Here is a 25,888-nt window from a genome sequence, read left to right on the forward strand (position 1 = left end):
GGGCGGGGCGCCCGGCGCCCCGCGTCGAATGAAGGGTCAGCGGTTCACGAGTTTCGCGGGCGTGAGCCACACGGCGATCGCGCCGATCACGAGCATGCCGGCCAGCACGTACATGCCGGACGACGTGCTGTGCGTGACGTCCTTCAGGTAGCCGATCACGTACGGGCTCGCGAACCCGGCGAGGTTGCCGACCGAGTTGATGATCGCGATCCCGGCGGCCGCGGCGGAGCCGGCGAGGAACGCGGTCGGCAGCGACCAGAACAGCGGTGCGCAGGTCAGTACGCCGCCCGCCGCGAGCGACAGGAACACGATCGACACCGCCGTATTGTGCGAGTACGACGCGGCGACCGCAAACCCGACCGCGCCCATCAGCGCCGGCACGATCAGGTGCCAGCGGCGTTCGCGGCGCTTGTCCGCGCTGTGGCCGAACAGGTTCATCACGACGATCGCGACGACGAACGGGATCGCCGACAGCAGGCCGATCTGGAGCGTATCGGTGATGCCGGTCGATTTCACGAGCGTCGGCATCCAGAACGTGAGGCCGTACTGGCCGGTGACGAACGCGAAGTAGATCAGCGACATCCACCACATGCGCGGGTCGGCGAACACGGCCTTCAGCGAATGGCCGTGCTGCTGCTGTTCCTGCGGCTGCGCGGCGATTTCGTCCTCGAGCAGCTGCTTCTCGCGCGCGTCGAGCCACTTCGCGCTGCGGATGCCGTTGTCGAGATACAGGATCGTCGCGATACCGACGAGCAGCGCCGGCACGGCTTCGATCACGAACATCCATTGCCAGCCGTGAAAGCCCGAGCCGCCGTGGAAGCGCTCCATGATCCAGCCGGACAGCGGGTTGCCGAAGATGCCCGACACCGGAATCGCGGACATGAACACCGCGATGATCTTCGCGCGCCGATGCGACGGGAACCAGTACGTGAGGTAGAGGATCACGCCCGGATAGAAGCCGGCTTCCGCGAGACCGAGCAGGAAGCGCAGCACGTAGAACTGCGTCGGCGTCTTCACGAACGCGAACACCGCGGACAGCAGGCCCCACGTGATCATGATCCGCGCGATCCAGATGCGCGCGCCGATGCGGTGCATCAGCAGATTGCTCGGCAGCTCGAACAGGAAGTAGCCGAGGAAGAAGATGCCGGCGCCGAGGCCGAACACGGTTTCGCTGAACGCGAGGTCCTGCGACATCTGCAGCTTCGCGAAGCCGACGTTCACGCGGTCGAGATACGCGACCACGTAGCAGAGCATCAGGAACGGCACGATGCGCCAGAACACTTTCCTGTAGGTGCGGTCGAGCTCGGCCGATTGGGCGGGCGCGGCGGGCGAGCGGCTTGCGGCCGCGTCGAGAGCAGTCATCGTCGTCTCCAGAGATGTCGTGTGCCGGCAGCGCGTAGGCCGCCGGATCGTGTGTGTGTGCTTACTGAAGGGCCCGCGCACACGGCGGGCATGGGAATCGTTACGGAATCCTGCGTGATTCGAATACGCGATGCGTTGCGTTACCAGCGCGCGCCGAAGGCCTGGCGCAGTTCGTCGAGCGCGGCGTCGGACAGCGGCTCGGGCTTCGGGTCCGTCATCAGCCACAGCCGCGCGGTTTCCTCGAGTTCCTCGAGCGCATACGATGCGTGCGACACCGACGGACCCCACATCACCGGGCCGAGGCGGTCGAGCAGCACGCCGCGCACCTGGTCGGCGAGCGCCGCGACTTCGGCCGCGACGGCCGGGTCGCCGGGGCGGCGATAGCGGATCAGCGGAATGTGGCCGACCTTCATCACGTAGTACGGCGTGAGCGGCGGCAGCACGTCGGTGTCGCGCCACACGCCCGCGAGCGTCAGCGAGACGAGGTGCGTCGAATGCGTATGGACGATGCCGTGCGCTTGCGCGTTGCGCGCGTAGATCCCGCGATGCAGCGCAAGCGTCTTCGACGGCCTGCCGCCCGATACCGGCTGGCCGTCGAGGCCGACCTTCGCGATGTCGTTCGGGTCGAGGCGGCCGAGGCACGCGTCGGTCGGCGTGATCAACCAGCCGTCGTCCAGGCGCGCGCTGATGTTGCCCGCGCTGCCGACCGCGTGGCCGCGCGCATACAGGCTCGCGCCGACGACGCAGATCTCCTCGCGCAGTGTCGCTTCTCGACTCATCATGCGGCTCCGTCGAGTGCGCGCAGCGCCTTGTCGAAAAAGTCCACCGTGCCGAAGTTGCCGGACTTCAGCGCGAGGCCGAGCGGCTGCGCGTCGACGGTGGCCGTCGCCGGCACGCCCGGATCGATCTGCGCGCCGATCTGCAGCGATTTCACGTCGAGCGCCTGCACGACCGCGCCGGACGTCTCGCCGCCGGCCACGACGAACTTGCGCACGCCGAGGTCGCGCAGGCCGCGGGCGATCGCCGCGAGCGTGCTTTCGACGAGATGGCCGGCCGCTTCGACGCCGAGCGCCTGCTGGACGGCCTTCACTTCGTCGGGCGTCGCGGTCGCGTAGATCAGCACGGGCTGCGGCAGGTGCGAGCGTGCGAACGCGAGGGCCGCGTCGACGACGGGTTCGCCGCGCGAGGCCGCGAGCGGATCGATCCGGAAGCTCGGCCGGCTTTCGCGCCACGCGGCGACCTGTGCGTTGGTCGCCTTCGACGCGCTGCCGGCGAGCACCGCCGACAATCCGTCGATGTGCGGCAGCGAGGCTGCGTTGTCGCGCTCGGGCAGTTGGTCCACGCGGCGGAAATTCGCGGGCAGGCCGAGCGCGACGCCCGAGCCGCCGGTGACGAGCGGCAGGCCCGCGCACGCTTCGCCGAGCACGTAGAGGTCGTGATCCGACAGCGCGTCTGCGATCGCGAAGCGCGCGCCTTCCGCGCGCAGCTGCTCGATCCGCTCGCGCACGGCGGCCGCACCCAGCGCGATCGTGTCGTAGCGGATCAGGCCGACTTGCGACTTCGTCTGCCGCTGCAGCACGCGCACGAGATTCGCGTCCTTCATCGGCGTGAGCGGGTGGTTCTCCATCCCCGATTCGTTCAGCAGCACGTCGCCGACGAACAGGTGGCCGCGATAGATCGTGCGGCCGTTCTCCGGGAATGCCGGGCACGCAATCGTGAAGTCGCCGCCGGCCGCATCGAGCAGCGCGTCGGCCACTGGCCCGATGTTGCCCGCGTCGGTCGAATCGAACGTCGAGCAATACTTGAAGAAGAACTGGCGGCACCCTTGCGCGCGCAACCATTCGTAGGCGGCAAGCGATTGCGCGACGGCGTCGGCGGCGGGAATCGTGCGCGACTTCAGCGCGACGACGATCGCGTCGGCATCGACTGCGGTGCCGACGGCGGGCACGCCGATCGTCTGCACGGTACGCATGCCGCTCTTGACGAGCATGTTCGCGAGATCGGTCGCGCCGGTGAAATCGTCGGCGATGCAGCCGAGCAGGGGGCGGGAAGCGGAAGCGGTCATGGCGGGAACGTCGTTCGAATCAGCGGGCGGGCGGCAGCGTGATGCCGGGGAAAGTCTTGATCACGGCGGAATCGTCCTCGCCGCCGTGGCCGGCGCTCGATGCGCTCATGAACATCTGGTGCGCGGTGGCCGACAGCGGCAGCGGGAACTTGCTGCGGCGCGCGGTATCGAGCACGAGGCCGAGATCCTTCACGAAGATGTCGACGGCCGACAGCGGCGTGTAGTCGCCGTTCAGGATGTGCGGCACGCGGTTCTCGAACATCCACGAGTTGCCGGCGCTGTGCGTGATCACGTCGTACAGCGCGTCGGCATCGACGCCTTCGCGCAGGCCCAGCGCCATCGCCTCGGCGGCCGCCGCGATATGCACGCCGGCCAGCAGCTGGTTGATGATCTTCACCTTCGAGCCGATGCCGTGCGCGTCGCCGAGGCGATAGACCTTGCCGGCGATCGCGGCGAGCACGTCGTCGCAGGCTGCATACGCAGCGGCGGGGCCCGACGTCATCATCGTCATCTCGCCGGAGGCCGCGCGTGCGGCGCCGCCGGACACCGGCGCATCGAGCATCTGCAAGCCTGCGGCCTCGATGCGCGCGCCGAGCGCAACCGCGAAGTCGGGCGCGACGGTCGCGCTCGCGATCACGACGCCGCCCGGCTTCATTGCCGCGACCGCGCCGTGCTCGCCGAACAGCACCGTTTCGGTCTGCGCGGCATTGACGACGAGCGTGACGACGACGTCGCACTGCGCGCCGAGTTCGGCCGGGTTCGCGCAGGCCACGCCGCCTTCGGCCGCGAATGCCTGCAGCACGGTGTCGCGCACGTCGCAGGCGTGCACGCGGAACCCCGCGCGCAGCAGCGAGCGGGCGACGCCGAGGCCCATCGCGCCGAGGCCGATGACTCCAACATTTCGTGACATGGTCAACCTTGATCGATTCGGAAAAGGTTCGGGACAACGACGGCGCCGGTTCGGCCCGGGCCGCCGCATTCGTTCATCAACAGATGCCGGCTTCCGCGAGGCGGCGCGCGGCGTTGTACATGTGCGTGCGCGCCGCGTTGCGCGCTGCCATCGGGTCGCGTGCGCGGATCGCGTCGGCGATCGCCGCGTGCTCCTCGCGCACCTGCCGCGAGAAATCCTCGCGCGTCGCTTCGTTGCGCCGCGTGACCTTCACGCCGGCCTCGAGGTACTGGTTCAGGAACTGCAGCGTCTTCAGGAAATACGGGTTGCCGGTGACGGCCGCGATCGTGCGGTGGAACGCGACGTCTTCCGCGACGCCGTCGCGCCCTTCGGCCACCGCGTCGTCGATCTTGCGCAGCGCGTCGTCGATGTCGGCCATGTCGTCGGCGGTGTGATGCAGCGCGGCTTCGGCTGCGACTTCAGCCTCGATCGCGCGGCGCACCGCGAGCAGGTGCGGCAGCGAGCTCGCCTCGACGGCTTCCGCGTAGTCGATCCGCAGCGGCCGGATCGCGCCGTGCTGGTTCACGTACACGCCGCTGCCCTGGCGCGGCTCGACCACGCCTTCGTTCTTCAGGCGCGAGATCGCCTCGCGGATCACGGTGCGGCTCACGCCGAATTCCTGCGCGAGCACGGCTTCCGTCGGCAGCTTGCCGGTGGCCGAGAAACTGCCGGCTTCGATCTGCTTCAGCAGTTGCTGCGCGACGTGGTCGCTCATCGCACGGGCGGGAATTTTCTCGAACATGGCGCTCTGGTTTGTAAGGTGATGTGGTCATCATACAAATTTGAAGGTGCGTCAGCATCCGGAATAACCCTCGATCAATGGGTTGCAACGTCGGTCAAATTGATTGGAACCGGTTCCAAATGGCGGGAAAATGTGGCGATCGTGCCGGGTTCGATGTGCGGTTGGCGGGCGAAGGGAGGGCGGAGGTGAAGGGCGAACGGCGGGGCCGAGGCGAAGGGTGAAGAACGAAGAGCGAAGAACGAAGAGCGAAGAGCGAAGAGCGAAGAGCGAAGCCGCGCGCCGGCGGCGCGCGTGATCGTCAATCAGTCGGCGACGTCTTCCACGGGGTCCGGATCGGTCGCCGCCGACATACCGCCTTCCGCGACTTCCCCGCCGCGCTCGCGATACGTCGCCGGCGGCACGCCGAACTGCTTGCGGAACTCGCGGCCGAGGTGCGACGCGTCGGCGAACCCGCAGCTCGACGCGATATCGGCGACGGTGCGGTCGGAACTGGTCAGCAGCCAAGCGGCCGTGCGCAGCCGCACCTGCTTCGCGAACGCCTGCGGGCTTTTGCCCGTCTCGGCCTTGAACAGCCGCTCGAGCTGGCGGGTCGACATGTCCAGCTTGCACGCGAGCTCCTCGAGCGGCAGCGCGCGCCCGACATGCTGTTCCATCAGGAGAATCGCGCGCTTGACCTTCGGATGCGTGGCCGGCTCGAGGCCCGGCGGATGCGGCTGCGGCGCGTTGCCTTTCTGCATCTCGCCGACCAGCAGGATGCGCAGCGCCTTCTGCACGGTCGCATGGTCGAAATGGCGCAGCAGGATCGCGGCGGCGACGTCGATCGACGCGCGGCCGCCCGAGCAGGTGATCCTGCGCCGGTCGATCACGAACAGGCGATCGGCGATCAGGAGGTCCGGATCGGCGTTCGGGAAGCGCTCGATGAAATCCCAGTAGTGGAACCAGCTCACGCAGGTGCGGTAGCCGTCGAGCACGTTCGCGCGCATCAGCGTGAACACGCCCGTGCAGATGCCGACGACCGTCGCGCCGTCCGCCGCCGCGCGGCGCACGAACTCGAGCGTTTCGGGGCCGGCTTGCGGCCCCGAATGCAGCAGCCCGCCGACCACGACCACGTAGTCGAACGGCTCGGCGCTCTCGAAGGTTTCCCACGGCGTGATCTGGATCCCGCAGCTCGCGCGCACCGGCGCCAGCGTCTCGCCGATCACGCTCCACGCGCAGCGCACCGGCTTGCTGTAGTCGCCGTCGTCGGCCGACAGCCGCAGCATGTCGACGAAACCCGAGAAGGCCGTGAGCGTGAAGTTCGGCAGCAGCACGATGCCGAAGCGGATGCGCCGCGGCGCAGGTTCGGCGAGGGGGAAAGCGGGTACGTCGGGTGTCATCGCGGTCAATCTCGTCACGCCGGGAAGGCGGGTCTCACTTGTTGCACTCTGCTTGCGGGCGCGCCGGCCGACTTGTGGTTTTGCGTCGCCGATCATCGTCAAAACGCACTTTCCGGCCGTCCTGCGCGGGGCTTGGCGCCGGTATCCCACGCCGATGCCGTTTTTGTTCTATCGGCCAATTTTACGCTTTGATGTACTGATGCCAACGACATTTCACGTACGCCCACCCAGAGGAAGCCAGATGAACGTCAGCGCGTTCGACCTGTTCAAGATCGGCATCGGCCCGTCCAGTTCGCATACGGTCGGCCCGATGATCGCCGCGTGCCGCTTCGCGTCGCACATCGAGGACGCGAACCTGCTCGGCTTCGTGCGCCGCGTGCGGGTCGAACTATACGGCTCGCTCGGTGCAACGGGCAAGGGCCACGGCACCGACAAGGCGGTGCTGCTCGGCCTCGAGGGCCACCTGCCGGACACGATCGATCCGGACCTGATCGAGCCGCGGCTCGCGGCGATCCGCGCGGAGAAGTCGCTGGCGCTGCTCGGCAAGCAGACGATCCGCTTCGACGAGAAGGAGAACATCGGCTTCTACCGCAAGCTGATGAGCGGCACGAGCATCGTGCATCCGAACGGGATGCGCTTCCAGGCGTTCGACGAGCACGGCCAGCTGCTCGTCGAGAAAGAGTATTACTCGGTCGGCGGCGGCTTCGTCGTGAACCGCGACGGCGATCGCGTGAACGGCGTGCGCGCGGCGGTCGAGGTGCCGTATCCGTTCCGCACCGGCGACGACCTGATGCGCCAGTGCCGCGAACACGGGCTGTCGATCGCCGAACTGATGCTGCGCAACGAATGCGCGCTGCGCCCCGAGGACGAAGTGCGCGCCGGGCTGCTCGCGATCTGGCGCACGATGGCCGCATGCGTCGAGCGCGGCTGCAAGGTCGAGGGCGAGCTGCCGGGCCCGATGCGCGTGAAGCGCCGCGCGGCCGAACTGAACGGGCGCCTGCGCGCGCGTTCGGAGGAGTCGCTGCGCGATCCGCTGTCGATGCTCGACTGGGTCAACCTGTACGCGATGGCCGTCAACGAGGAGAACGCGGCGGGCGGCCGGGTCGTCACCGCGCCGACCAACGGCGCGGCCGGCGTGATTCCCGCGGTGCTGCACTACTACGTGAAGTTCGTGCCGGGCTCGAACGAAGCCGGCATCGTCGAATTCCTGCTGACGGCCGCGGCGATCGGGATCATCTACAAGGAAACGGCGTCGATCTCCGGCGCGGAAGTCGGCTGCCAGGGCGAAGTGGGTGTCGCGTGCTCGATGGCCGCCGCCGCGCTGGCCGCGGTGATGGGCGGCACGCCCGACCAGGTCGAGAACGCGGCCGAGATCGGCATGGAGCACAACCTCGGCATGACCTGCGATCCGGTCGGCGGGCTCGTGCAGATTCCGTGCATCGAACGCAACGCGATGGGCGCGATCAAGGCGCTGAACGCGTCGCGCATGGCGCTCAAGGGTAACGGCCAGCACTACGTCTCGCTTGATTCGGTGATCAAGACGATGCGCGAGACGGGGGCCGACATGAAGACGAAATACAAGGAAACGTCGCGCGGCGGTCTTGCCGTGAACGTCATCGAATGCTAACGAAGGATCACTAACATGAGCCGCTACTCGATATTCAGCCTGTTCCGCAACGGCCTCTCGTATCACGAGAACTGGGAAAAGCAGTGGAAGAGCCCGGAACCGAAGAAGGAATACGACGTCGTGATCGTCGGCGGCGGCGGCCACGGCCTCGCGACCGCGTACTACCTCGCGAAGGAGCACGGCATCACGAACGTCGCGATCCTCGAGAAGGGCTGGATCGGCGGCGGCAACACCGCGCGCAACACGACGATCGTGCGCTCGAACTACCTGTGGGACGAATCGGCCGCGCTGTACGAGAAGGCGATGAAGCTGTGGGAAGGGCTGTCGCAGGACCTCAACTACAACGTGATGTTCAGCCAGCGGGGCGTGATGAACCTCGCGCACACGCTGCAGGACGTGCGTGACACCGAGCGTCGCGTGAACGCGAACCGCCTGAACGGCGTCGACGCCGAATTCCTGACGCCCGCGCAGATCAAGGAAATCGAGCCGACCATCAACCTGAACAGCCGCTATCCGGTGCTCGGCGCATCGATCCAGCGCCGTGCGGGCGTCGCGCGTCACGACGCGGTGGCCTGGGGCTTCGCGCGCGGCGCCGACCGCGCCGGCGTCGACATCATCCAGAACTGCCAGGTGACGGGCATTCGCCGCGAAGGCGGAGCGGTGGTCGGCGTCGACACGGTGAAGGGTTTCATCAAGGCGAAGAAGGTCGCGGTGGTCGCAGCCGGCAACACGACGACGCTCGCCGACATGGCCGGCGTGCGCCTGCCAATCGAAAGCCACCCGCTGCAGGCACTCGTGTCCGAGCCGATCAAGCCGGTGGTGAACTCGGTGATCATGTCGAACGCGGTGCACGCGTACATCAGCCAGTCCGACAAGGGCGACCTCGTGATCGGCGCGGGTATCGACCAGTACACGGGTTTCGGCCAGCGCGGCAGCTTCCACATCATCGAAAGCACGCTGCAGGCGATCATCGAGATGTTCCCGGTGTTCTCGCGCGTGCGGATGAACCGCCAGTGGGGCGGCATCGTCGACGTGTCGCCGGACGCCTGCCCGATCATCACCAAGACCGACGTGAAGGGCCTCTATTTCAACTGCGGCTGGGGTACCGGCGGCTTCAAGGCGACGCCGGGCTCGGGCTGGGTGTTCGCGCACACGATCGCCCGCGACGAACCGCATCCGCTGAACGCCCCGTTCGCGCTCGACCGCTTCTACACGGGCCACCTGATCGACGAACACGGCGCTGCCGCCGTTGCGCACTAAACCCGACGACCATTGGAGAAAGAAACATGTTGCTGATCGAATGTCCGTGGTGCGGGCCGCGCGCCGAATCCGAGTTCACGTGCGGCGGTGAAGCCGACATCGTGCGCCCGGTCGCGAACGAGACCATGACCGACCGCGAATGGGGCGAATACGTGTTCATGCGCGAGAACAAGCGCGGCCTGCACAAGGAGCAATGGCTGCACACGCAGGGCTGCCGCCGCTGGTTCAAGGTGACGCGCGACACGGTCACCTACGATATCAAGGGCTACGAAAAGTTCGGTGGGGCTGCCACCGGCAACGCACACGAAGAGGGCACGAGCAAATGAGCCAGAAAGACCGCCTCGGCACCGGTGGCCGCATCAATCGCGCGATTCCGCTGACGTTCACGTTCAACGGCCGCACGTACCAGGGCTTCCAGGGCGACACGCTCGCGTCCGCGCTGCTCGCGAACGGCGTGCACTTCGTCGCGCGCAGCTTCAAGTACCACCGTCCGCGCGGGATCGTGACGGCGGACGTCGCGGAACCGAATGCCGTCGTGCAGCTCGAAACCGGCCCGTACACGGTGCCGAACGCGCGCGCGACCGAGATCGAGCTGTACCAGGGCCTCGTCGCGACGAGCGTGAACGCCGAGCCGTCGCTCGAGAACGACAAGTACGCGATCAACCAGAAGTTCTCGCGCTTCATGCCGGCGGGCTTCTACTACAAGACCTTCATGTGGCCGCGCAACATGTGGCCGAAGTACGAAGAGAAGATCCGTGAGGCCGCCGGCCTCGGCAAGGCGCCCGAAGTGCTCGACGCCGACCGCTACGACAAATGCTACGCGCACTGCGACGTGCTCGTGGTCGGCGGTGGCCCGTCGGGCCTCGCCGCCGCGCATGCGGCAGCGATCGCCGGCGCACGCGTGATCCTCGTCGACGACCAGCGCGAACTCGGCGGCAGCCTGCTGTCGTGCCGCGCGGAAATCGACGCGAAGCCCGCGCTGCAGTGGGTCGAGAAGATCGAGGCCGAGCTGCGCAAGCTGCCCGACGTGACGATCCTGTCGCGCAGCACGGCGTTCGGCTACCAGGACCACAACCTCGTGACGGTCACGCAGCGCCTGACCGATCACCAGCCGGTGTCGATGCGCAAGGGCACGCGCGAGCTGCTGTGGAAGGTCCGCGCGAAGCGCGTGATCCTCGCGACCGGCGCGCACGAGCGTCCGATCGTGTTCGGCAACAACGACCTGCCGGGCGTGATGCTCGCCGGCGCGGTGTCCACCTACGTGCATCGCTACGGCGTGCTGCCGGGCCGCAACGTGGTCGTGTTCACGAACAACGACCGTGCATACCAGACCGCGCTCGACCTGAAGGCGTGCGGTGCGAAGGTGACCGTCGTCGATTCGCGTGCGTCGTCGAACGGCGCGCTGCCCGCGGCCGCGAAGCGGCAGGGCGTGACGGTGATGAGCGGTGCAGTCGTGACGGCCGCTTCGGGCAAGTGGCGCGTATCGTCGGTCGACGTCGCGTCCTACTCGAACGGCCAGACCGGCGGCAAGCTGCAGTCGCTGTCGTGCGACCTCGTCGCGATGTCGGGCGGCTTCAGCCCGGTGCTGCACCTGTTCGCGCAGTCGGGCGGCAAGGCGTGCTGGAGCGACGAGAAGGCGTGCTTCCTGCCGGGCAAGCCCGTGCAGGCCGAAGCGAGCGTCGGTGCGGCCGCGGGCGAGTTCGGTCTCGCCCGTGCGCTGCGGCTCGCGGTCGACGCGGGCGCCGAAGCGGCGAAGGCCGCGGGCTTCACGGCCGCGCAGCGCCCCGTCGCGCCGCAGGTCGCGGAAACCGTCGAAGGTGCGCTGCAGCCGTTGTGGCTCGTCGGCAGCCGCGAGGCCGCCGCACGCGGGCCGAAGCAGTTCGTCGACTTCCAGAACGACGTGGCGGCCGCCGACATCCTGCTGGCCGCGCGTGAAGGCTTCGAGTCGGTCGAGCACGTGAAGCGCTACACCGCGATGGGCTTCGGCACCGACCAGGGCAAGCTCGGCAACATCAACGGGATGGCGATCCTCGCGCAGGCGCTCGGCAAGACGATTCCGGAAACGGGCACGACGACGTTCCGCCCGAACTACACGCCCGTGTCGTTCGGTACGTTCGCGGGCCGCGAGACGGGCGACTTCCTCGACCCGATCCGCAAGACGGCCGTGCACGAATGGCACGTCGAGCACGGCGCGATGTTCGAGGACGTCGGCAACTGGAAGCGGCCGTGGTACTTCCCGAAGAAGGGCGAGGACCTGCATGCGGCCGTGAAGCGCGAATGCCTCGCGGTGCGCAACGGCGTCGGCATCCTCGACGCGTCGACGCTCGGCAAGATCGACATCCAGGGTCCGGACGCGGTGAAGCTGCTGAACTGGATGTACACGAACCCGTGGAACAAGCTCGAGATCGGCAAGTGCCGCTACGGGCTGATGCTCGACGAAAACGGGATGGTGTTCGACGACGGCGTGACGGTGCGCCTCGCCGACCAGCATTTCATGATGACGACGACCACCGGCGGCGCGGCGCGCGTGCTCACGTGGCTCGAGCGCTGGCTGCAGACCGAATGGCCCGACATGAAGGTGCGGCTCGCGTCCGTCACCGATCACTGGGCGACGTTCGCGGTGGTCGGCCCGAAGAGCCGCAAGGTCGTGCAGAAGGTCTGCCAGGACATCGACTTCGGCAACGACGCGTTCCCGTTCATGAGCTACCGGAACGGCACCGTCGCGGGCGCGAAGGCGCGCGTGATGCGGATCAGCTTCTCGGGCGAGCTCGCCTATGAAGTGAACGTGCCGGCCAACGCGGGCCGCGCGGTGTGGGAAGCGCTGATGGCAGCCGGTGCCGAGTTCGACATCACGCCGTACGGCACGGAAACGATGCACGTGCTGCGCGCGGAGAAGGGCTACATCATCGTCGGCCAGGACACCGACGGCTCGATCACGCCGTACGACCTCGGGATGGGCGGGCTCGTCGCGAAGTCGAAGGACTTCCTCGGCAAGCGTTCGCTGTCGCGCTCCGATACGTCGAAGGAAGGCCGCAAGCAGTTCGTCGGCCTGCTGACCGAGGACGAACAGTTCGTGCTGCCGGAAGGTGCGCAGATCATCGCGAAGGACACGCAGGTGTCGGCGGTCGATCCGACGCCGATGATCGGCCACGTGACGTCGAGTTATTACAGCCCGATCCTGAAGCGCTCGATTGCGCTGGCGGTGGTGAAGGGCGGCCTGAACAAGATGGGCGAGAGCGTCGTGATTCCGCTGGCCAACGGCAAGCGCATCACCGCGAAGATCTCGAGCCCGGTTTTCTACGATACCGAAGGGGTGCGCCAGCATGTGGAATGAAACGAGAAACCAGACGCCGGTGGCGGGCGCGGGCGTGACGCTTGAATCGCCGTTCGTCGGCGCGGCCGATGTGCTGAAGCTGCACCAGGCGCGCGCATCGAAGAAGTTCACGCTGCGCGAGCGGCCGTTCCTCGATCTCGTGAACGTGCGCGGCGAGCTGAGCGACCCGGCATTCGTCAGCGCGTTCGAGCGCGTGGTCGGCTGCCGGCCGCCGGCGGTGCCGAACACGGTCGCGCGCGGCGCCGAGTACGACGTGCTGTGGCTCGGTCCCGACGAGTGGCTCGTGCGCTCGAACGGGCCCGTGCCGGCGGGCGTGCTCGAGGCGCAGCTCGCGGAGGCCGTGCAGGGTTCGTATGCGGCGGCCGTCGACGTCGGCAGCGGCTACACGGTCGTCGAGGTCAGCGGCGAACGCGTGCGCGACGTGATCGCGCGCGGCTGCCCGCTCGACCTGCACCCGCGCGTGCTCAAGCCGGGCCAGTGCGCGCAGTCGCACTACTTCAAGTCGCCGATCACGCTGATCCCGACCGGCGACGATACGTTCGAGATCGTCCTGCGCCGCAGCTTCGCCGACTATTTCGTGCGCATCATGCTCGACGCCGCGGCGCCGCTCGCATCATGAAGCCGTTCGACGAACCGTTCGTGGCGATCGACGCGCCGCGCCTGCGCGGGCGTGGCTGGAGCGTGTTCGTCGACGAACTGAAGGTGCCCGCGCGGATCGGCATCCACGCGCACGAGCACGAGGCGCCGCAGCCGATCGTGATCGATGCGCGGCTCGGGTATCGCTGCGAGCCGAGCGAGCAGGGCGAGTGGATCGACTACGACGGCTACTGCGCGCGCGTCGCGTCGTTCCTGTCGCACAAGCCGCATACGCGGCTGCTGGAGACGCTCGTCGCCGATCTCGCGGTGCTGTCGTTCCGCGAATGGCCCGCGCTGGAGTCGCTGACGCTGTCGATGTACAAGCCGAAGATCCGGCCGGGGACGAAGCGCGTGGGCGTGTCGCTCGACTGGACGCGCGGGGATTACCTGCGGTGGACGGGGGCGGCGGGGCAGCTTTGAGCGGGTCGGCTGGTCGGCGGGAATCCGGTCAGCAAGAGACGGCGGCGCGGAGGCGTCGCCGTTTCCATTTATAATTCCTGAAATATGCGAATAATCGACGATCACGTGCCGTTCTCGATTTTATTCCTGAAATACCGGAACAATTGGCCGTTCGGCCGTTGAACCACTATAATTCCGATATTTACGTAACTATGCCGTCAGCTGCCTGTGACGGCGCTTTGTTCCTGAAATTTCGGAATTATGGCCCGCACCTTACCGCAACCCATCGCGACACCCGACCCGTTCGCACCGGACCTTGCCGCCCTGGGCGCGCTCGTGCGCAACCGGCGCGCGCAGAACCAGATGCGGATCGACGATGCGGCCGACATGCTCGGCGTCTCCAAGGACGTGCTGTCGCGGCTCGAAAACGGCCGCGCGGTGAGTCTCGACAAGCTGTTCAAGGTACTGGACGGCTTCGGCCTCAATTTGCTCGTCGTGCCGAAACGCGACGTCCCGGCGGCGCGCAACGCATTGCGTGACACCGCGACGGTGCGCGCCGCTCCGCCAGGCTCGTCCGGTTTGCCCGAGGGCCCGTGATGATCCATCGTCTGCGCATTTCGGCCGATGGCTCGCCGGTCGGACAGTTGACTTACGATGCCCGCCGCGACGACTACGGCTTTTCCTACGATCCGGCGTGGCTGGCACGCGGCGATGCGTTTGCGCTGTCGCCGTGCATTCCGCTCGACGGGGGAATCCCGCCGTCGGGTGCGATCCAGCGCTTCGTGGGCAACCTGCTGCCCGAGGGGCGCGCGCTCGACGTGGCCGCCTCGATGTATCAGATGTCGAAGGACAACGTTTTCGGCCTGATTCGAATGCTCGGCAAGGAGCCCGTCGGTGCCCTGAGCTTCGTTCCGGACGACGGTTCGCCCGCACGGGCGCCTGAGACCCTCGAACCCGTGCGCCGACCGATCTCCGCGGAGGAACTGACCGATCGTATCCGCAAGCGCGATGCGATTCCGTTTCCCGTCTGGGACGATCAGGTACGCCTGTCGATCGCCGGCCATCAGGACAAGCTCCAGGTGCTCGTCGAGGGTGAACGGTATGCGCTTGTCGACGGGTCGCTCAGCAGCTCGCATATTCTGAAGCCCGAGTCGCGCAGCCCGCAGGCGCCGTTCATGGTGGCCAACGAGCATTTCTGCATGACGCTGGCGGCTCGCATGGGCTTGTCGGTCGCGCATGTCGAGATTCGGCGCATCCCCGAACCGATTCTGCTGATCGAACGATTCGACCGGGTCGTGACGACCGATCCGGAGGATCCGCAGCGCGTGAGCGCGGTGCGGCGACTTCATGTCATCGATGGATGCCAGGCCCTCGACTTGCCGGCGACACTCAAATACGAACGCAATCTCGGCAACAACGCGGACGTACGCAATATCCGCGAAGGCGTGAGCTTCGAAAAGCTGTTTTCGCTGACGCCGTTTCTCGAGACGCCCGCCGCCGCGCGTTCGGCCATGTTGCGCTGGGCGTTGTTGCAACTGCTGATCGGCAACAGCGACGCGCACGGCAAGAACATTTCGTTTTTCGTCAGCAGCGGCGGGCTCGATCCGGCGCCGCTTTACGACCTGGTGTGCGTGAACGTCTACGGCGACGCCTATGTGCAGGACATGGCGATGGCGTACGGCGATGTGTTTCGCACCGAGGAGCTCACGGCTTTCGCGCTCGCAGACTTCGCGCATCGTGCGCGGATCCGGCCGGCGCTCGTTGCGCGTGAAATGACGCGGATGGCGACGCTGGCCGGGAAACTGGCTCCCGAACTGGCGGAATCCGGCGTGTACGCAGGCGATGAGCGTGTATGGGTACAGCGTATTTCGGAGTACGTGCGAGCTCAGGCCGAGCGCGTGCTGCGGATTGCGCCCATGGTGCCCAAGGTCAACGTCGAGCTGCTCTGACGCGCGCGGTGCGCCTACTTTGCGTTGCGGCTCGCGGCGGGTGCCGCGGTCGACGGATCGCTGACCGGCACCATGCGCGGGTTCGTGTCGTTCGAGCCTTTCGCGCCGTCTTCCGGTTCGAGCACGAAGCGGAACGTGTCGACCCGCTGCATCACCTTCGCCGCATACGCGTTGGAGCCGCCATAACTCCTCAGCCCGGCTTGCACGTTGCCGCCGGCCGCCCGCACATAGCCCGACAGGATTTTGGAGCCCGCTTCGACGTTCGCATTCGGCTCGGCGAGGTCCTTCACGTCGCGCAGCATGCCGCGGTGTGCGGCCGGCACGACCTGCATCAGCCCGGTCGCGCCATGCTGGCCGCGCGCTTTTTCCTGAAAGCGCGATTCGATCGAGATGATCGCGTAAACGAGTGCCGGAGGCAGCGAATATTTCGTCGCAGTGACGTTCACGATATTGGCGAGCTTCGCGGCGCGCTCTTTCGCGACGCCGAATTTCTTCGTCAGGTAGGAGGTGATGCGGCGGTTTGCTTCGTTCGGCTGATCGTTCGCAAGCGGGGCGGAGGCCTCGGCCGGCGCGGATGCGGCCGCTTCGGGCGCAGAGGCAGGCAGCGTTGGCGCCTGCTGCGCGGAGGCCTGTTGCGCAATGCCGAGCGAAAGCACGATCAGCCAGAGAAACCGTCGTCGCATGGTGGAGTGCGGGGAAATGAGAGGCGCATAGTATATCGGCCAATCGTCGTGCGCGTTCGAGCGCAGGCTCGAATGAAAGCACGATGTAGGCTTGTATCGATGCGCGCGGTGCGCAGACAGGATCGTTGCACGAACACGCATCGGAGTCCGGATGAAGCGCGGCCGTTTTTTTGCGCCCCCTTGTTCTCCCGCGACGCAGCGACTGCGGGTGCGTAATCCGCCTGCCGCGTGTTACGCCCGCCGCGCGCCCGCCACTCGCGCGATCGCCCCGATCGCATCGCTGACCAGCACCGCGAGCAGCCCGACGATCACGCCGCCCTGCAGCACGAACGCGGTGTTCGACGTCTGCAGGCCCGCGATGATCACGTCGCCGAGCCCGCGCGCGGCAACCGTCGAGCCGATCGTCGCGGTGCCGAGATTGATTACGACCGCGAGCCGGATGCCGTTCACGATCACCGGAAACGCGAGCGGCAGCTCGACCGACACCAGCTGCTGCCAGCCGCTCATCCCCATTCCGCGCGCGGCGTCGACGACGTCGCGCGGCACGTCCTCGAGCCCCGCGATCGTGCTCTCGAAAACCGGCAGGAGCCCGTACAGCACGAGCGCGATCAGCACGGGTTTCAACCCGAAGCCGACGGCCGGTACCGCGAGCGCGAGCACCGCGACGGGCGGAAAGGTCTGGCCGATGTCGACGACGCTGCGCGCGACCGGCAGGAAATCCGCACCGGCCGGCCGCGTGACCGCGATCCCGGCCGCGACCGCGATCAGCGTGCCGAGCAGGCTCGACAGCGCGACGGTGCCGAGATGCGCGAGCGTGAGATCGAGCAGGCTCGCGCGATCGTAGATGACCGGCGCGCCGTTGTCCGCGAACGGCGCGAACACGCCCTGCAGCCACGCGGGGCGCAACAGCAGCACGAGCAGCAGCGCGAGCGCGGCCGCGCGCGCGACATGCGCGGGCAGCCGCCGCGGCCGGGACGAGTGCGAACGCGCGGGCCGCGTCGTCATGCGGGCTTCCTCGCGTGCGCGCGGATCGCGTCGAGCGTGATGCGGCGCACGTCGGGCCCGTTGCCGCCTTCGACCGGCAACGCGTCCGCGCCGCGCCACAGCAGCTCGGACACCGCGTCGCGCAGCGTGCGCGTCGCGGCGATCGGTTCGCCGTCGGCGTGACCGGGCTCGGCCACCGCGTCGATCGGCGTCAGCGCGAGCAGGCGCAGCGGCCGGTCGACGCCGGCGACGAGCTGCTCGACGACACCCGCCGCCGGCTTGCCGAGAATCTCGGCCGGCGACGCGACCTGCAGCAGCCGTCCGCCGTCCATCACCGCGATCGTGTCGCCGAGCTTCAGCGCTTCCTCGATATCGTGCGTGACGATCACGACCGTGATGCCGAGGCGGCGCTGCAATGCGTACAGATCGTCCTGCGCCTTGTTGCGGATGATCGGATCGAGGGCGCCGAACGGCTCGTCCATCAGCAGCATCGCGGGCTCGGCCGCGAGCGCGCGCGCGACGCCGACGCGCTGCTGCTGGCCGCCCGACAGTTCGTGCGGCAGCTTGTCCGCGAATTCGGACGGCGCGAGATGAAACAGGTCGAGCAGTTCGCGCACGCGCGCGTCGATGCGCTCGGCCGGCCAGCCGAGCAGGCGCGGCACGGTCGCGATATTGCGCGCGACGCTCCAGTGCGGGAACAGGCCGTGCCCCTGGATCACATAGCCGATGCGCCGCCGCAACTGCTCGGGCGGCACGCTCGCGGTGTCGACGCCGTCGATGCGGATCGTGCCGCCGGTCGGCGCGATCAGCCGGTTGATCATCCGCAGCAGCGTCGACTTGCCGCTGCCCGATGCGCCGACGAGCGCGGTGATCGTGCCTTGCTTCATCGTCATCGATACGTCGTCGACGGCGACGACGTCGCCGAAGCGTTTGCCGATGCGTTCGATCTCGATCATGCGGTACGTCCCTTCGCGAGCGTGGTCGCGGCTTCGAACACGACGGCGGCCGCCAGCGCGAGCGCGATCGTCGGGATCGCGCCGAGCAGTACGAGATCGGCGGCCGATTGCCCGATTCCCTGGAAGATGAAGATGCCGAACCCGCCGCCGCCGATCAGCGCGGCGACCGCGGTCAGGCCGATGTTCTGCACCAGCACGATGCGCACGCCGCTCAGGATCACCGGCAACGCGAGCACGAGATCGACGCGCAGCAGCCGCTGCGCGCGCGTCATGCCCATCGCGCGTGCTGCTTCGGTCACGTGCGGCGGCACCTGCTCGAGCCCGACCACGACGCTCGACGCGATCGGCAGCAGCGAGTAGAGAAACAGCGCGAGCACGGCCGGCGCGACGCCGATCCCGCGGATGCCGAGCGCGGCCGCGAGCGGCACGTGCGCGGCGAGCAGGCCGAGCGGCGCCATCATCAGCCCGTACATCGCGATGCTCGGGATCGTCTGCACGATATTGAGCACCGGCATCACGACGGTGCGCACCGGCGCGACCCGCGCGCACGCGATGCCGAGCGGCAGGCCCGCGACGAGCGCGGCCGCGACCGAGCCGCCCGCGAGCGCGACGTGCCGGATCGCCTCGCGCCAGAAGTCGTCGCTGCGCACCGCGTATTCGCGCATCACGGACAGGCCGTCCCACCAGCCGCTCGCGAGCGGCAGCGATATCGCTGCCACGGCGACGGCGAGCGCGACGAGGCGTCGCCACGGGCCGAAGGCGAGCCGCGCGAGCGCGTCGGCGACGAGCACGGCCCACGCGAACAGCAGCAGCCACACGCCCGCTGCGGGCGACACGCGTGCGAGCGCGTCGTCGGGGGCGACGGCGTGCGTCGCGGCCGCACCGACCGCGTAGGCCAGCGTCGCGAGCCACGTGCAGCCGGCCGCGAGCCGCCATGCGGGACGGCTCGCCGTCATCGCCCACAACGCGCCGGCGAGCCACAGCGCGGCGAGCGCGGCACCCTGCACGGCGGGCAGCGCGGCGAATACCGACAGCCCCGTGCCGGCCGCGATGCGGTTCGGCCGCAGCACCATGAACGGCATCCCGAACACCGCCACGATCGTCAGGACACCGATCAGGATACCGACCTTGTCGAGCGTGATGCGTCGCGCGGACGCCACCGCGCGACCCGTCACTTAACGAAGCCTTTCGACTTCAGGTAGCTTTTGGCCACGCCGGCCGCCGGTTCGCCGTTGATCTGGATGCGCGCGTTCAGCGTCTGCAGCGTCTTCAGGTCGAGGCTCGCGAACACGGGTTTCAGGAAGTCGGCGATTTGCGGATGCGCGTTCAGCACGGCTTCGCGAATCACCGGCGTCGGCGCATAGACGGGCTGCACGTGCTTGTCGTCGTCGAGCACGACGAGGCCGCTCGACGAGATGCCGCCGTCGGTGCCGTACACCATCGCCGCGTTCACGCCGTCGGTCTGGTTCGCGGCGGCCTTGATCGTCGCGGCCGTGTCGCCGCCCGACAGCACGACGAGCTGATCGGGTTTCAGCTTGAAGCCGTATGCCTTTTCGAACGACGGCAGCGCGGATGCGCTGTTCACGAACTCGGCCGATGCCGCGAGCTTCAGCTTGCCGCCGCCCGCGATCCACTTGCCGAAGTCGGAGAAGGTCTTCAGGTGCTGCGCTTGCGCGACCGGCGCGAGCACGGCGACGCCCCACGTGTTGTTCGCGGGCGCCGGCGTCAGCCAGACGAGACGGTTCGCCGCGTAGTCGAGCTTCTTCGCGGTGTCGTAGCCCTGGCTCGCGTTCTTCCACAGGGGATCGTCGGCCTTGTTGAAGAAGAACGCCGCGTTGCCCGTGTATTCGGGGTAGATGTCGATCTCGCCGCTCGTGAGCGCCTTGCGCACGATCGGGGTCGTGCCGAGCGCGATCTTTTCGGTGACGGGGATCCCGTGGGCCTTCAGCACCTGTGCGATGACGTTGCCGAGCAGGTTGCCTTCGGTGTCGATTTTCGATGACACCACGACGGGCGTGTCGGCGTGCGCGCCGGGTGCGACGACTGCGGCGGCGAACGCGAGGCCCAGGATGCGGGCGGGCAGGGCGAGCTTCATCGGGGCCTTTCTCCAGAACGGGGACGTACGCCGAAAGTTACTTGACTGAGTCGGCTTTGGCAAACCGCGTGCGGCGGCACGTCCACAGCACGCGTGGGGGTAACCCGCATGCGTCGCACGCCGTTGTTACACTGGAGCGCATTCCCGCCTGCGGACACTTGCTGACATGAAACCCGAGCTACTGGTCCTTATCGCGCTGCGCGACGACGCGCACCGCCAGATCGCCGCGTCGTACGACGTCCACCATGCACCGACCGCCGAGGAACGCGAGCGCGCGATCGCCGAACACGGCCGCACGATTCGCGCGGTGTTGACCAACGGCAGCACGGGCCTGACAGCCGCTGAAATCGACCGTCTGCCGCAGCTCACGTTTGTCAGCGCGCTCGGCGCCGGCTACGAGCACATCGACGTCGCGCATGCGAAGGCGCGCGGCATCACCGTGGTGACGGGCGCGGGCACCAACGACGATTGCGTCGCCGATCATGCGTTCGCGCTGCTGCTGGCGGCGGTGCGCAACGTCGTGCAACTCGATGCGAAGACCCGCGCGGGCGTATGGCGCGACGCGCTGCCGATGCCGCCGAACGTGTCGGGCAAGAAGCTCGGTATCGTCGGGCTCGGCAAGATCGGCGAGAAGTGCGCGCGGCGCGCGGCCGGCTTCGACATCGAGATCGGTTATCACAACCGTTCCGGGAAGGATGTTCCGTATCGCTATTTCGAGCGCGTCGAGGCGCTCGCGCAATGGGCCGATTTCCTGATCGTCGCGACGCCGGGCGGCGCGGGCACGCGTCACCTCATCGACCGCGCGGTGCTCGATGCGCTCGGCCCCGGCGGGTTTCTCGTCAACGTGTCGCGCGGCAGTGTTGTCGATACCGCTGCTTTGGCGGATGCGCTGCGCGAACGGCGCATCGCGGGCGCGGGGCTCGACGTCTACGAAGGCGAGCCGGAGCCGCCGCGCGCGCTGACGGCGCTCGACAATATCGTGCTGACGCCGCACATGGGCGGCTGGTCGCCGGAGGCGCTCGATCGCTCGGTCCAGCAGTTTCTCGACAATGCGGCGCGACATTTCGCCGGGGAGCCGGTGCTGACGCCGCTGTGAGTGTGGTCCGTGCGGCGCGCGGGCATGTATCCGCAACGCGCACGCGAAAATCGGAAAAATTCGCATCATGGCCGGCCATTCGGCGCCGGAACATCGATCCCGCTGCAATGACATCGCACTCCATGCCGTCCGGCCGCTGCCGGACGTGTGCCGTTCATGGAGACGATCGATGGCTATCGCTGCCGTACCCTTCGTGCCGAGCCGCGGCGGGATCGGCCGCCACTCCCGCGAACATACCGGCGACGATCAACTCGTCGAGCGCGCGAACCTGTGGCCGGATGTCGTGCCCAGGCGTCTTGCGGCGGGCTGAGCCGCGTTGCCGATGAAGAACGGCGCCACGCAACGGTGCAGCATCGCCGCGTGGCGCCCAGGGTTCGTTTCGTGTGGATTCGGGCGCGTGCGATCGTTCACGATCGCACGCGCATCCTTCGGATCACCGCGCCCGTTTTGCGCGCGCCGGGTCAGGACGACACCAGCGGCACCGTCACCGACGTCCCTGCCGGGTCGAGGGCGAGCCCCGTGCCCGGTGCCGGCCGCAGCGTCGCCTCGTTGTCGCTCGACAGCACGACGAGGCCGAGCCTGTGACCCGCTTCGAGTGTGTAGTCGCGCGGCATGAACGTCAGCTTCAGGTCATACGGCATGCCCGGCAGCACCGGCGCCGAGATCCAGTCCGACACGCGGTTGCGCGGATCGGTCCATGCCCGCGAGACGATCGTCGCCGTGCCGTCCGGCGCGCGGTCGACCAGCAGCGCCGTCACGTTCGCGACGCCGGTGAAGGTCAGCCGCACGCGGGCGGTCGCGGAGCCGGACAGGCGCGTCGTGGTCGTGAACGGAGTCGTTTCGAAGCGGCTGCGATGCTCGCCGGTCGGCGCGTTCGCCAGCGTGAGCGCGGGAATCGACGCATCGTCGGTGAAGCGCGCGAGCGGGCCGCCGCTCGGCAGCCGCGACAGCGTGCCGGTGCCCGTGCCGTCGCCGCCCGCGAAATACGCGACCGGCGTGGCGCGCCGCGCGGCCCAGTCGGTTTCCTTCAGCAGCGTGCCGTCGGCCTGCGCGACCACCGCGCGCGGATCGCGTTCGACGCCGTTGTCGACGCCGATCAGGTAACGCGTGAACCAGCGGTTCACCTCGGCGGTCCACGCATCGGCCATCGCCGGCACCCGGGTCGGGTCGGTGTGTTTCAGGCGATGCAGCCACAACTGCGTCGGTACGCCCTGGCGCCGCATCGCGAGATACCACGATGTCGACTGGTCGACGCGCACGTTGTCGTCGGTCAACCCTTGCGCGACGAGTGCCGGCGCGACGGCGTGCTCGGTCGGGATGTCGCGCGCGGCCCAGAACGGCGAATAGTCGCCCGTCTTGCGGTCTTCCTGCTGCAGCGCTTCGTCGACCAGGTGCGTGCAGCGCTCCGGATGCGCATTCGTCAGCAGCGCCTTGATGTAGACGTCGACGTCCTCGCCCTGATAGCCTTCCGGCGCGCGCACGAGGCCGCCCGAGCGATAGTAGCCGTACATGTTCGACAATCCGGCGATCGGCACGATCGCATCGAGCCCGCGCGTGCGCAGGCTCGCGACCATCTTCGGCAGCGTGCCGTCGTACGACACGCCGTACATGCCGACGTGGCCCGTCGACCAGCTCGCGACGACTGCCTTGCCGCTCGCATCCTTCGCGGTCGCATCGCGGCCGAGCCAGCGGATCACCGACGCCATCGCGACGGATTCGTCGCGCGTGAGGATCGTCGGGCAGCCGTCGGAGCCGGCGGTGCCCAGCGAATCCGCATAGACGATCGTGAAGCCGCGCGGAATGAAGTAGCCCTCGATCCACGAACGGCCGGCCGCGGCCGCTTCGAGCTGCTGCAGCATGCGCACTTGCGGCGCGGCGGCCATGATCCGCGTGGACGCGCCGCCGGGGGCGGCGGTCGTCGCAACGGGATGCGGCGAGCCGTCGAGTTCGACGTCGACGTCGTGGTTCGGGCTGTCGGCAAGCCCCGCGTAGTACGGGCTCGCGAGCACGATGACCGGCGTGCGCGCGCCGTTGGCGGTCTCGGACGGACGCACGACGCGCACGTGAATGCGGTCGCGCGTACCGTCGCCGTCGGAGTCGACCGGCGTGTCGATCCACGCGTTTTCCTCGATCGTGCCGCCCGACAGCGACGGCTGTACCTGGCCGTTGCTGATCACCGGTTTGTAGCGTCCGCCGCTCGCCGGGTTCGCGTACGGGACGCCGGACGGCGACACGCGCGCTGCGAGCGATTGAGCGCCGGCCGCCGATGCAGCGGCCTCGTCCTGTTGATTTTGCGCGAGCGCGGAGACGCCCGCCACGCTGCCGCCGTCGTCACCGCCGCACGCGGCGAGCGTCGCGGCCGCGACGAGCGCGGGTAGCCATGCGCTGCGCGATCCTCTGATATGAAATTGCATTGCCGACCTCGTTCTTTTGATTGTGTGGATACGACCGTTCCGCGATACGCCCCCTGCGGGCCGGGCCGATTACTGCATGCGACGAAGAGGAAACTGCACCATCGGGACAACGCCGGGCGCGATCCCGGCCGGAAAGCGGCGGCAGTGCATTGCAGTCATGCAGGACTACGAATCAAATGCGTGCATGCCACGCGTCCTTCCAGATGAAACGGAACGACATCATTCGATGAGACGGGGATGTTGCGAGCTGCGGTGCTGCGCTGCGAAAAAACACGACGCGACGCGCGTGCGGCGACGGAATGAAACGGATCGGCGGTTTCGGCCGCGCCGCGCATCGTGATGGCTTGCCGGTTCGCGTTTGCTTTCCGGAAGCTTGCGCAAAAGTTATCTCAGCGAAAACGGCGTGTCAAACTTTTTTAACCATAGGTAAAAAAGTTTCGAAGCGCATGCCGATGCGGAACGCGTAGGGCGATTACATCGCGCATGTCCGGCGACGCGCTTGCCGTTGCTTCGCGTCCTGCCACCCCATGCAAAACGGGCGGTGACGAATCGTATTCGTCACCGCCCGCTCGCCGGATGCTCTCGGTCCACCGTCCATTGATGAACGCCCGCGCGCGCCGTCACCCGTCATCCGCCTTCGCCTGCAGATCCTTCAACCCTTGAATCACGACCAGCAGTGCGCGCCCGTGCTCGTCGGAGCCGTCCCACGCGTCGACGATCGCGTCGCGCAGCAGGTCGTTGTAGCGGCGGCGCGCCGGGCCGGTATCGACGCCGTAGAAACTGCATAGCTTGTTGAATGGCGCGCTGCGCCGCAGCCGATGCCCGTTCGACAGCCGCAGCCGCGACACGGTCGGCTGGCTGACCCCGGAAAGTCGCGCGATTTCGCTGGACGAGCGCGTGTCCGCCATCAGACGGCGTAACAGGTCTTGTACAGGAAAATCGTGATCCGGGGCTTCCATGCGGTGCATTATACCTATACAGTTACGGTTGTTGAATGGGCTTGCTGTCACCAGCGAGGCTGTATCCCGAGAAAGTTGATGACACTGAAACACCTCCCTCCCACGTTCTGCTGGACGAAGATCGGTACCGAGTCCGGCGAGGAACTGCCGACCGTCGTGCTCCGCAAGGAATGGGAGCGCCGGCTCGGAGGCGGGCGTTTTCTGTGGGGCATCAACCAGCCGCTCGGCAGCAGCGCGCAAGTCGCCGCGCATCGCACGGGCTCGCTGCTCGCGCTGTTCTCGCCGGTTGCGTCGCGTCCACGGCCCGGCGAGCGCAAGCGCGAGGACGCGCTGCTGTGGAACGCCTGGGTCGACGCCAGCGGCCAGGTGCGGCCGCTGCCGCCGCACACGTTCATTGCAAGCCGCGCGACGCTGCCGTCGGGCCGGCGTCGCGAACAGCACTACGCGCTCGTCTGCGCATCGTCCACCGCGCTGACGGTTGGCACGCAACTGCGCGTGTGCCCCGATCACCTGCGCAGCGTGAGCACGGGCAAGCCGCTCGGCGTCGCGCAGGGCGCGGCCGTGGTCGACTGCATCGGGCGCGCGAAGGAACAAACCGGCAAGAGCTATCCGCTCGCGCTGTCGGTCGAACTCGAGGCACCGTATTTCGTGCGGCTCGCACAGCCGTGCGTGCTGAAGGCGCGCGATCTCGCCGAAGTGAACAAGGCGACGCGCGCCGGCGATTTCGACCGCTTCGTCGAACTGGTCGCGCGCTTGCGCGGCCGTTCGCCGACGGATGCCGTGCGCGGTGTCACGCGCGACCTGTTCGACGTGCCGCCGATCGAAACGGCGGCTGCCTACGTCGCGCCCACGCATGTCGCGCGGCTGCGCAGCCGGCCCGCGGCCGAGCATCCGCACGAACCCACCGGCGATCTGTTCGATCTGTCGCCCGGCGAAGCGGCCGCGTTCGGCGGTCTCGCGCATCCGCGCATCGGGCGCGCATGACGTTCGCACCGCCGGTGC

At 67.9% G+C, this 25,888-nt stretch carries 24 protein-coding genes; 11 read left to right on the forward strand and 13 right to left on the reverse strand.

Annotated elements, in window-relative coordinates; genetic code table 11:
• Positions 1-36 precede the first annotated feature (36 nt).
• The 6 genes from U4Z31_RS23005 to U4Z31_RS23030 all read right to left on the reverse strand — a co-directional run bounded on the left by U4Z31_RS23005 (position 37) and on the right by U4Z31_RS23030 (position 6,494).
• Complete coding sequence (locus tag U4Z31_RS23005) at positions 37-1,362, reverse strand: MFS transporter (RefSeq protein ID WP_044844420.1); 1,326 nt, start codon at positions 1,360-1,362, stop codon at positions 37-39.
• A gap of 140 nt (positions 1,363-1,502) precedes the next feature.
• Entirely contained in the window at positions 1,503-2,141 is a 639-nt protein-coding gene (locus U4Z31_RS23010; RefSeq protein ID WP_321811476.1) for an aldolase, read from the reverse strand.
• On the reverse strand, positions 2,141-3,427 hold the full coding sequence (gene otnK / locus U4Z31_RS23015) for a 3-oxo-tetronate kinase (protein WP_321811441.1): 1,287 nt from the start codon (positions 3,425-3,427) through the stop codon (positions 2,141-2,143). The genes U4Z31_RS23010 and otnK overlap by 1 nt, the downstream gene beginning before the upstream one ends.
• Positions 3,428-3,446: 19 nt before the next feature.
• Positions 3,447-4,337 (reverse strand): L-threonate dehydrogenase, encoded by an 891-nt coding sequence (gene ltnD, locus U4Z31_RS23020; protein ID WP_124521418.1) that lies wholly within the window; start codon positions 4,335-4,337, stop codon positions 3,447-3,449.
• 76 nt (positions 4,338-4,413) lie between these two features.
• On the reverse strand, positions 4,414-5,118 hold the full coding sequence (locus U4Z31_RS23025; RefSeq protein WP_124604614.1) for a FadR/GntR family transcriptional regulator: 705 nt from the start codon (positions 5,116-5,118) through the stop codon (positions 4,414-4,416).
• 302 nt (positions 5,119-5,420) lie between these two features.
• Positions 5,421-6,494, reverse strand: a complete 1,074-nt coding sequence (locus U4Z31_RS23030; RefSeq protein WP_124521420.1) for a GlxA family transcriptional regulator — start codon at positions 6,492-6,494, stop codon at positions 5,421-5,423.
• Positions 6,495-6,735: 241 nt separating this feature from the next.
• On the opposite strand from U4Z31_RS23030, the gene U4Z31_RS23035 reads away from it, so the two are divergent.
• The 8 genes from U4Z31_RS23035 (at position 6,736) to U4Z31_RS23070 (ending at position 15,699) form a co-directional block, all read left to right on the forward strand.
• Positions 6,736-8,121 carry an L-serine ammonia-lyase gene (locus U4Z31_RS23035; RefSeq protein WP_044844415.1) on the forward strand — a complete coding sequence of 462 codons (1,386 nt, stop codon included), beginning with the start codon at positions 6,736-6,738 and terminating at the stop codon, positions 8,119-8,121.
• A gap of 15 nt (positions 8,122-8,136) precedes the next feature.
• Complete coding sequence (locus tag U4Z31_RS23040; RefSeq protein ID WP_034180813.1) at positions 8,137-9,381, forward strand: sarcosine oxidase subunit beta family protein; 1,245 nt, start codon at positions 8,137-8,139, stop codon at positions 9,379-9,381.
• 26 nt (positions 9,382-9,407) lie between these two features.
• Positions 9,408-9,707 (forward strand): sarcosine oxidase subunit delta, encoded by a 300-nt coding sequence (locus tag U4Z31_RS23045; protein WP_044844414.1) that lies wholly within the window; start codon positions 9,408-9,410, stop codon positions 9,705-9,707.
• The gene (locus U4Z31_RS23050) at positions 9,704-12,715 is read left to right on the forward strand and encodes a sarcosine oxidase subunit alpha family protein (protein WP_321811442.1); all 3,012 of its coding nucleotides are present in this window, start codon (positions 9,704-9,706) and stop codon (positions 12,713-12,715) included. Before U4Z31_RS23045 ends, U4Z31_RS23050 begins: the two co-directional genes overlap by 4 nt.
• Complete coding sequence (locus tag U4Z31_RS23055) at positions 12,705-13,334, forward strand: sarcosine oxidase subunit gamma (protein WP_321811443.1); 630 nt, start codon at positions 12,705-12,707, stop codon at positions 13,332-13,334. The genes U4Z31_RS23050 and U4Z31_RS23055 overlap by 11 nt, the downstream gene beginning before the upstream one ends.
• Positions 13,331-13,771, forward strand: a complete 441-nt coding sequence (locus U4Z31_RS23060; protein WP_006749884.1) for a dihydroneopterin aldolase — start codon at positions 13,331-13,333, stop codon at positions 13,769-13,771. Before U4Z31_RS23055 ends, U4Z31_RS23060 begins: the two co-directional genes overlap by 4 nt.
• 240 nt (positions 13,772-14,011) lie before the next feature.
• A complete protein-coding gene (locus U4Z31_RS23065; RefSeq protein ID WP_321802225.1) occupies positions 14,012-14,347 on the forward strand; it encodes a helix-turn-helix transcriptional regulator in 336 nt (111 codons plus the stop codon).
• A complete protein-coding gene (locus U4Z31_RS23070; protein ID WP_321811444.1) occupies positions 14,347-15,699 on the forward strand; it encodes a HipA domain-containing protein in 1,353 nt (450 codons plus the stop codon). The genes U4Z31_RS23065 and U4Z31_RS23070 overlap by 1 nt, the downstream gene beginning before the upstream one ends.
• A gap of 14 nt (positions 15,700-15,713) precedes the next feature.
• On the opposite strand, the gene U4Z31_RS23075 is transcribed toward U4Z31_RS23070, so the two are convergent.
• The 5 genes from U4Z31_RS23075 to U4Z31_RS23095 form a co-directional block, all read right to left on the reverse strand.
• Complete coding sequence (locus U4Z31_RS23075; protein ID WP_321811445.1) at positions 15,714-16,382, reverse strand: lytic transglycosylase domain-containing protein; 669 nt, start codon at positions 16,380-16,382, stop codon at positions 15,714-15,716.
• A gap of 231 nt (positions 16,383-16,613) precedes the next feature.
• Positions 16,614-17,387, reverse strand: a complete 774-nt coding sequence (locus U4Z31_RS23080) for an ABC transporter permease (protein ID WP_124891657.1) — start codon at positions 17,385-17,387, stop codon at positions 16,614-16,616.
• A complete protein-coding gene (locus U4Z31_RS23085; RefSeq protein WP_044844407.1) occupies positions 17,384-18,322 on the reverse strand; it encodes an ABC transporter ATP-binding protein in 939 nt (312 codons plus the stop codon). Before U4Z31_RS23085 ends, U4Z31_RS23080 begins: the two co-directional genes overlap by 4 nt.
• Positions 18,319-19,497: an ABC transporter permease gene (locus U4Z31_RS23090; protein ID WP_321811446.1), complete on the reverse strand. Its 1,179-nt coding sequence runs from the start codon at positions 19,495-19,497 to the stop codon at positions 18,319-18,321. Before U4Z31_RS23090 ends, U4Z31_RS23085 begins: the two co-directional genes overlap by 4 nt.
• Positions 19,494-20,417 carry an ABC transporter substrate-binding protein gene (locus U4Z31_RS23095; RefSeq protein WP_321811447.1) on the reverse strand — a complete coding sequence of 308 codons (924 nt, stop codon included), beginning with the start codon at positions 20,415-20,417 and terminating at the stop codon, positions 19,494-19,496. Before U4Z31_RS23095 ends, U4Z31_RS23090 begins: the two co-directional genes overlap by 4 nt.
• A 166-nt stretch (positions 20,418-20,583) precedes the next feature.
• Between U4Z31_RS23095 and U4Z31_RS23100 the strand changes: the two genes are divergently transcribed.
• Together U4Z31_RS23100 and U4Z31_RS23105 are read left to right on the forward strand one after the other, a co-directional pair.
• Complete coding sequence (locus tag U4Z31_RS23100) at positions 20,584-21,513, forward strand: 2-hydroxyacid dehydrogenase (RefSeq protein WP_124921321.1); 930 nt, start codon at positions 20,584-20,586, stop codon at positions 21,511-21,513.
• A gap of 169 nt (positions 21,514-21,682) precedes the next feature.
• The gene (locus U4Z31_RS23105) at positions 21,683-21,823 is read left to right on the forward strand and encodes a hypothetical protein (protein ID WP_415750296.1); all 141 of its coding nucleotides are present in this window, start codon (positions 21,683-21,685) and stop codon (positions 21,821-21,823) included.
• Positions 21,824-21,974: 151 nt separating this feature from the next.
• On the opposite strand, the gene U4Z31_RS23110 is transcribed toward U4Z31_RS23105, so the two are convergent.
• Positions 21,975-23,927, reverse strand: a complete 1,953-nt coding sequence (locus U4Z31_RS23110; protein WP_321811448.1) for a Xaa-Pro dipeptidyl-peptidase — start codon at positions 23,925-23,927, stop codon at positions 21,975-21,977.
• Between the two features lie 620 nt (positions 23,928-24,547).
• Positions 24,548-24,886, reverse strand: a complete 339-nt coding sequence (locus U4Z31_RS23115; RefSeq protein WP_044844401.1) for a helix-turn-helix domain-containing protein — start codon at positions 24,884-24,886, stop codon at positions 24,548-24,550.
• Between the two features lie 78 nt (positions 24,887-24,964).
• Here U4Z31_RS23115 and U4Z31_RS23120 point away from each other — a divergent pair, with 78 nt between their 5' ends.
• Entirely contained in the window at positions 24,965-25,870 is a 906-nt protein-coding gene (locus U4Z31_RS23120) for a hypothetical protein (protein WP_321811449.1), read from the forward strand.
• Positions 25,871-25,888 lie beyond the last annotated feature (18 nt).

The sequence above is a fragment of the Burkholderia sp. BCC1985 genome (assembly GCF_905339915.1).
In the GTDB taxonomy this organism is placed as follows: Bacteria; Pseudomonadota; Gammaproteobacteria; order Burkholderiales; family Burkholderiaceae; genus Burkholderia.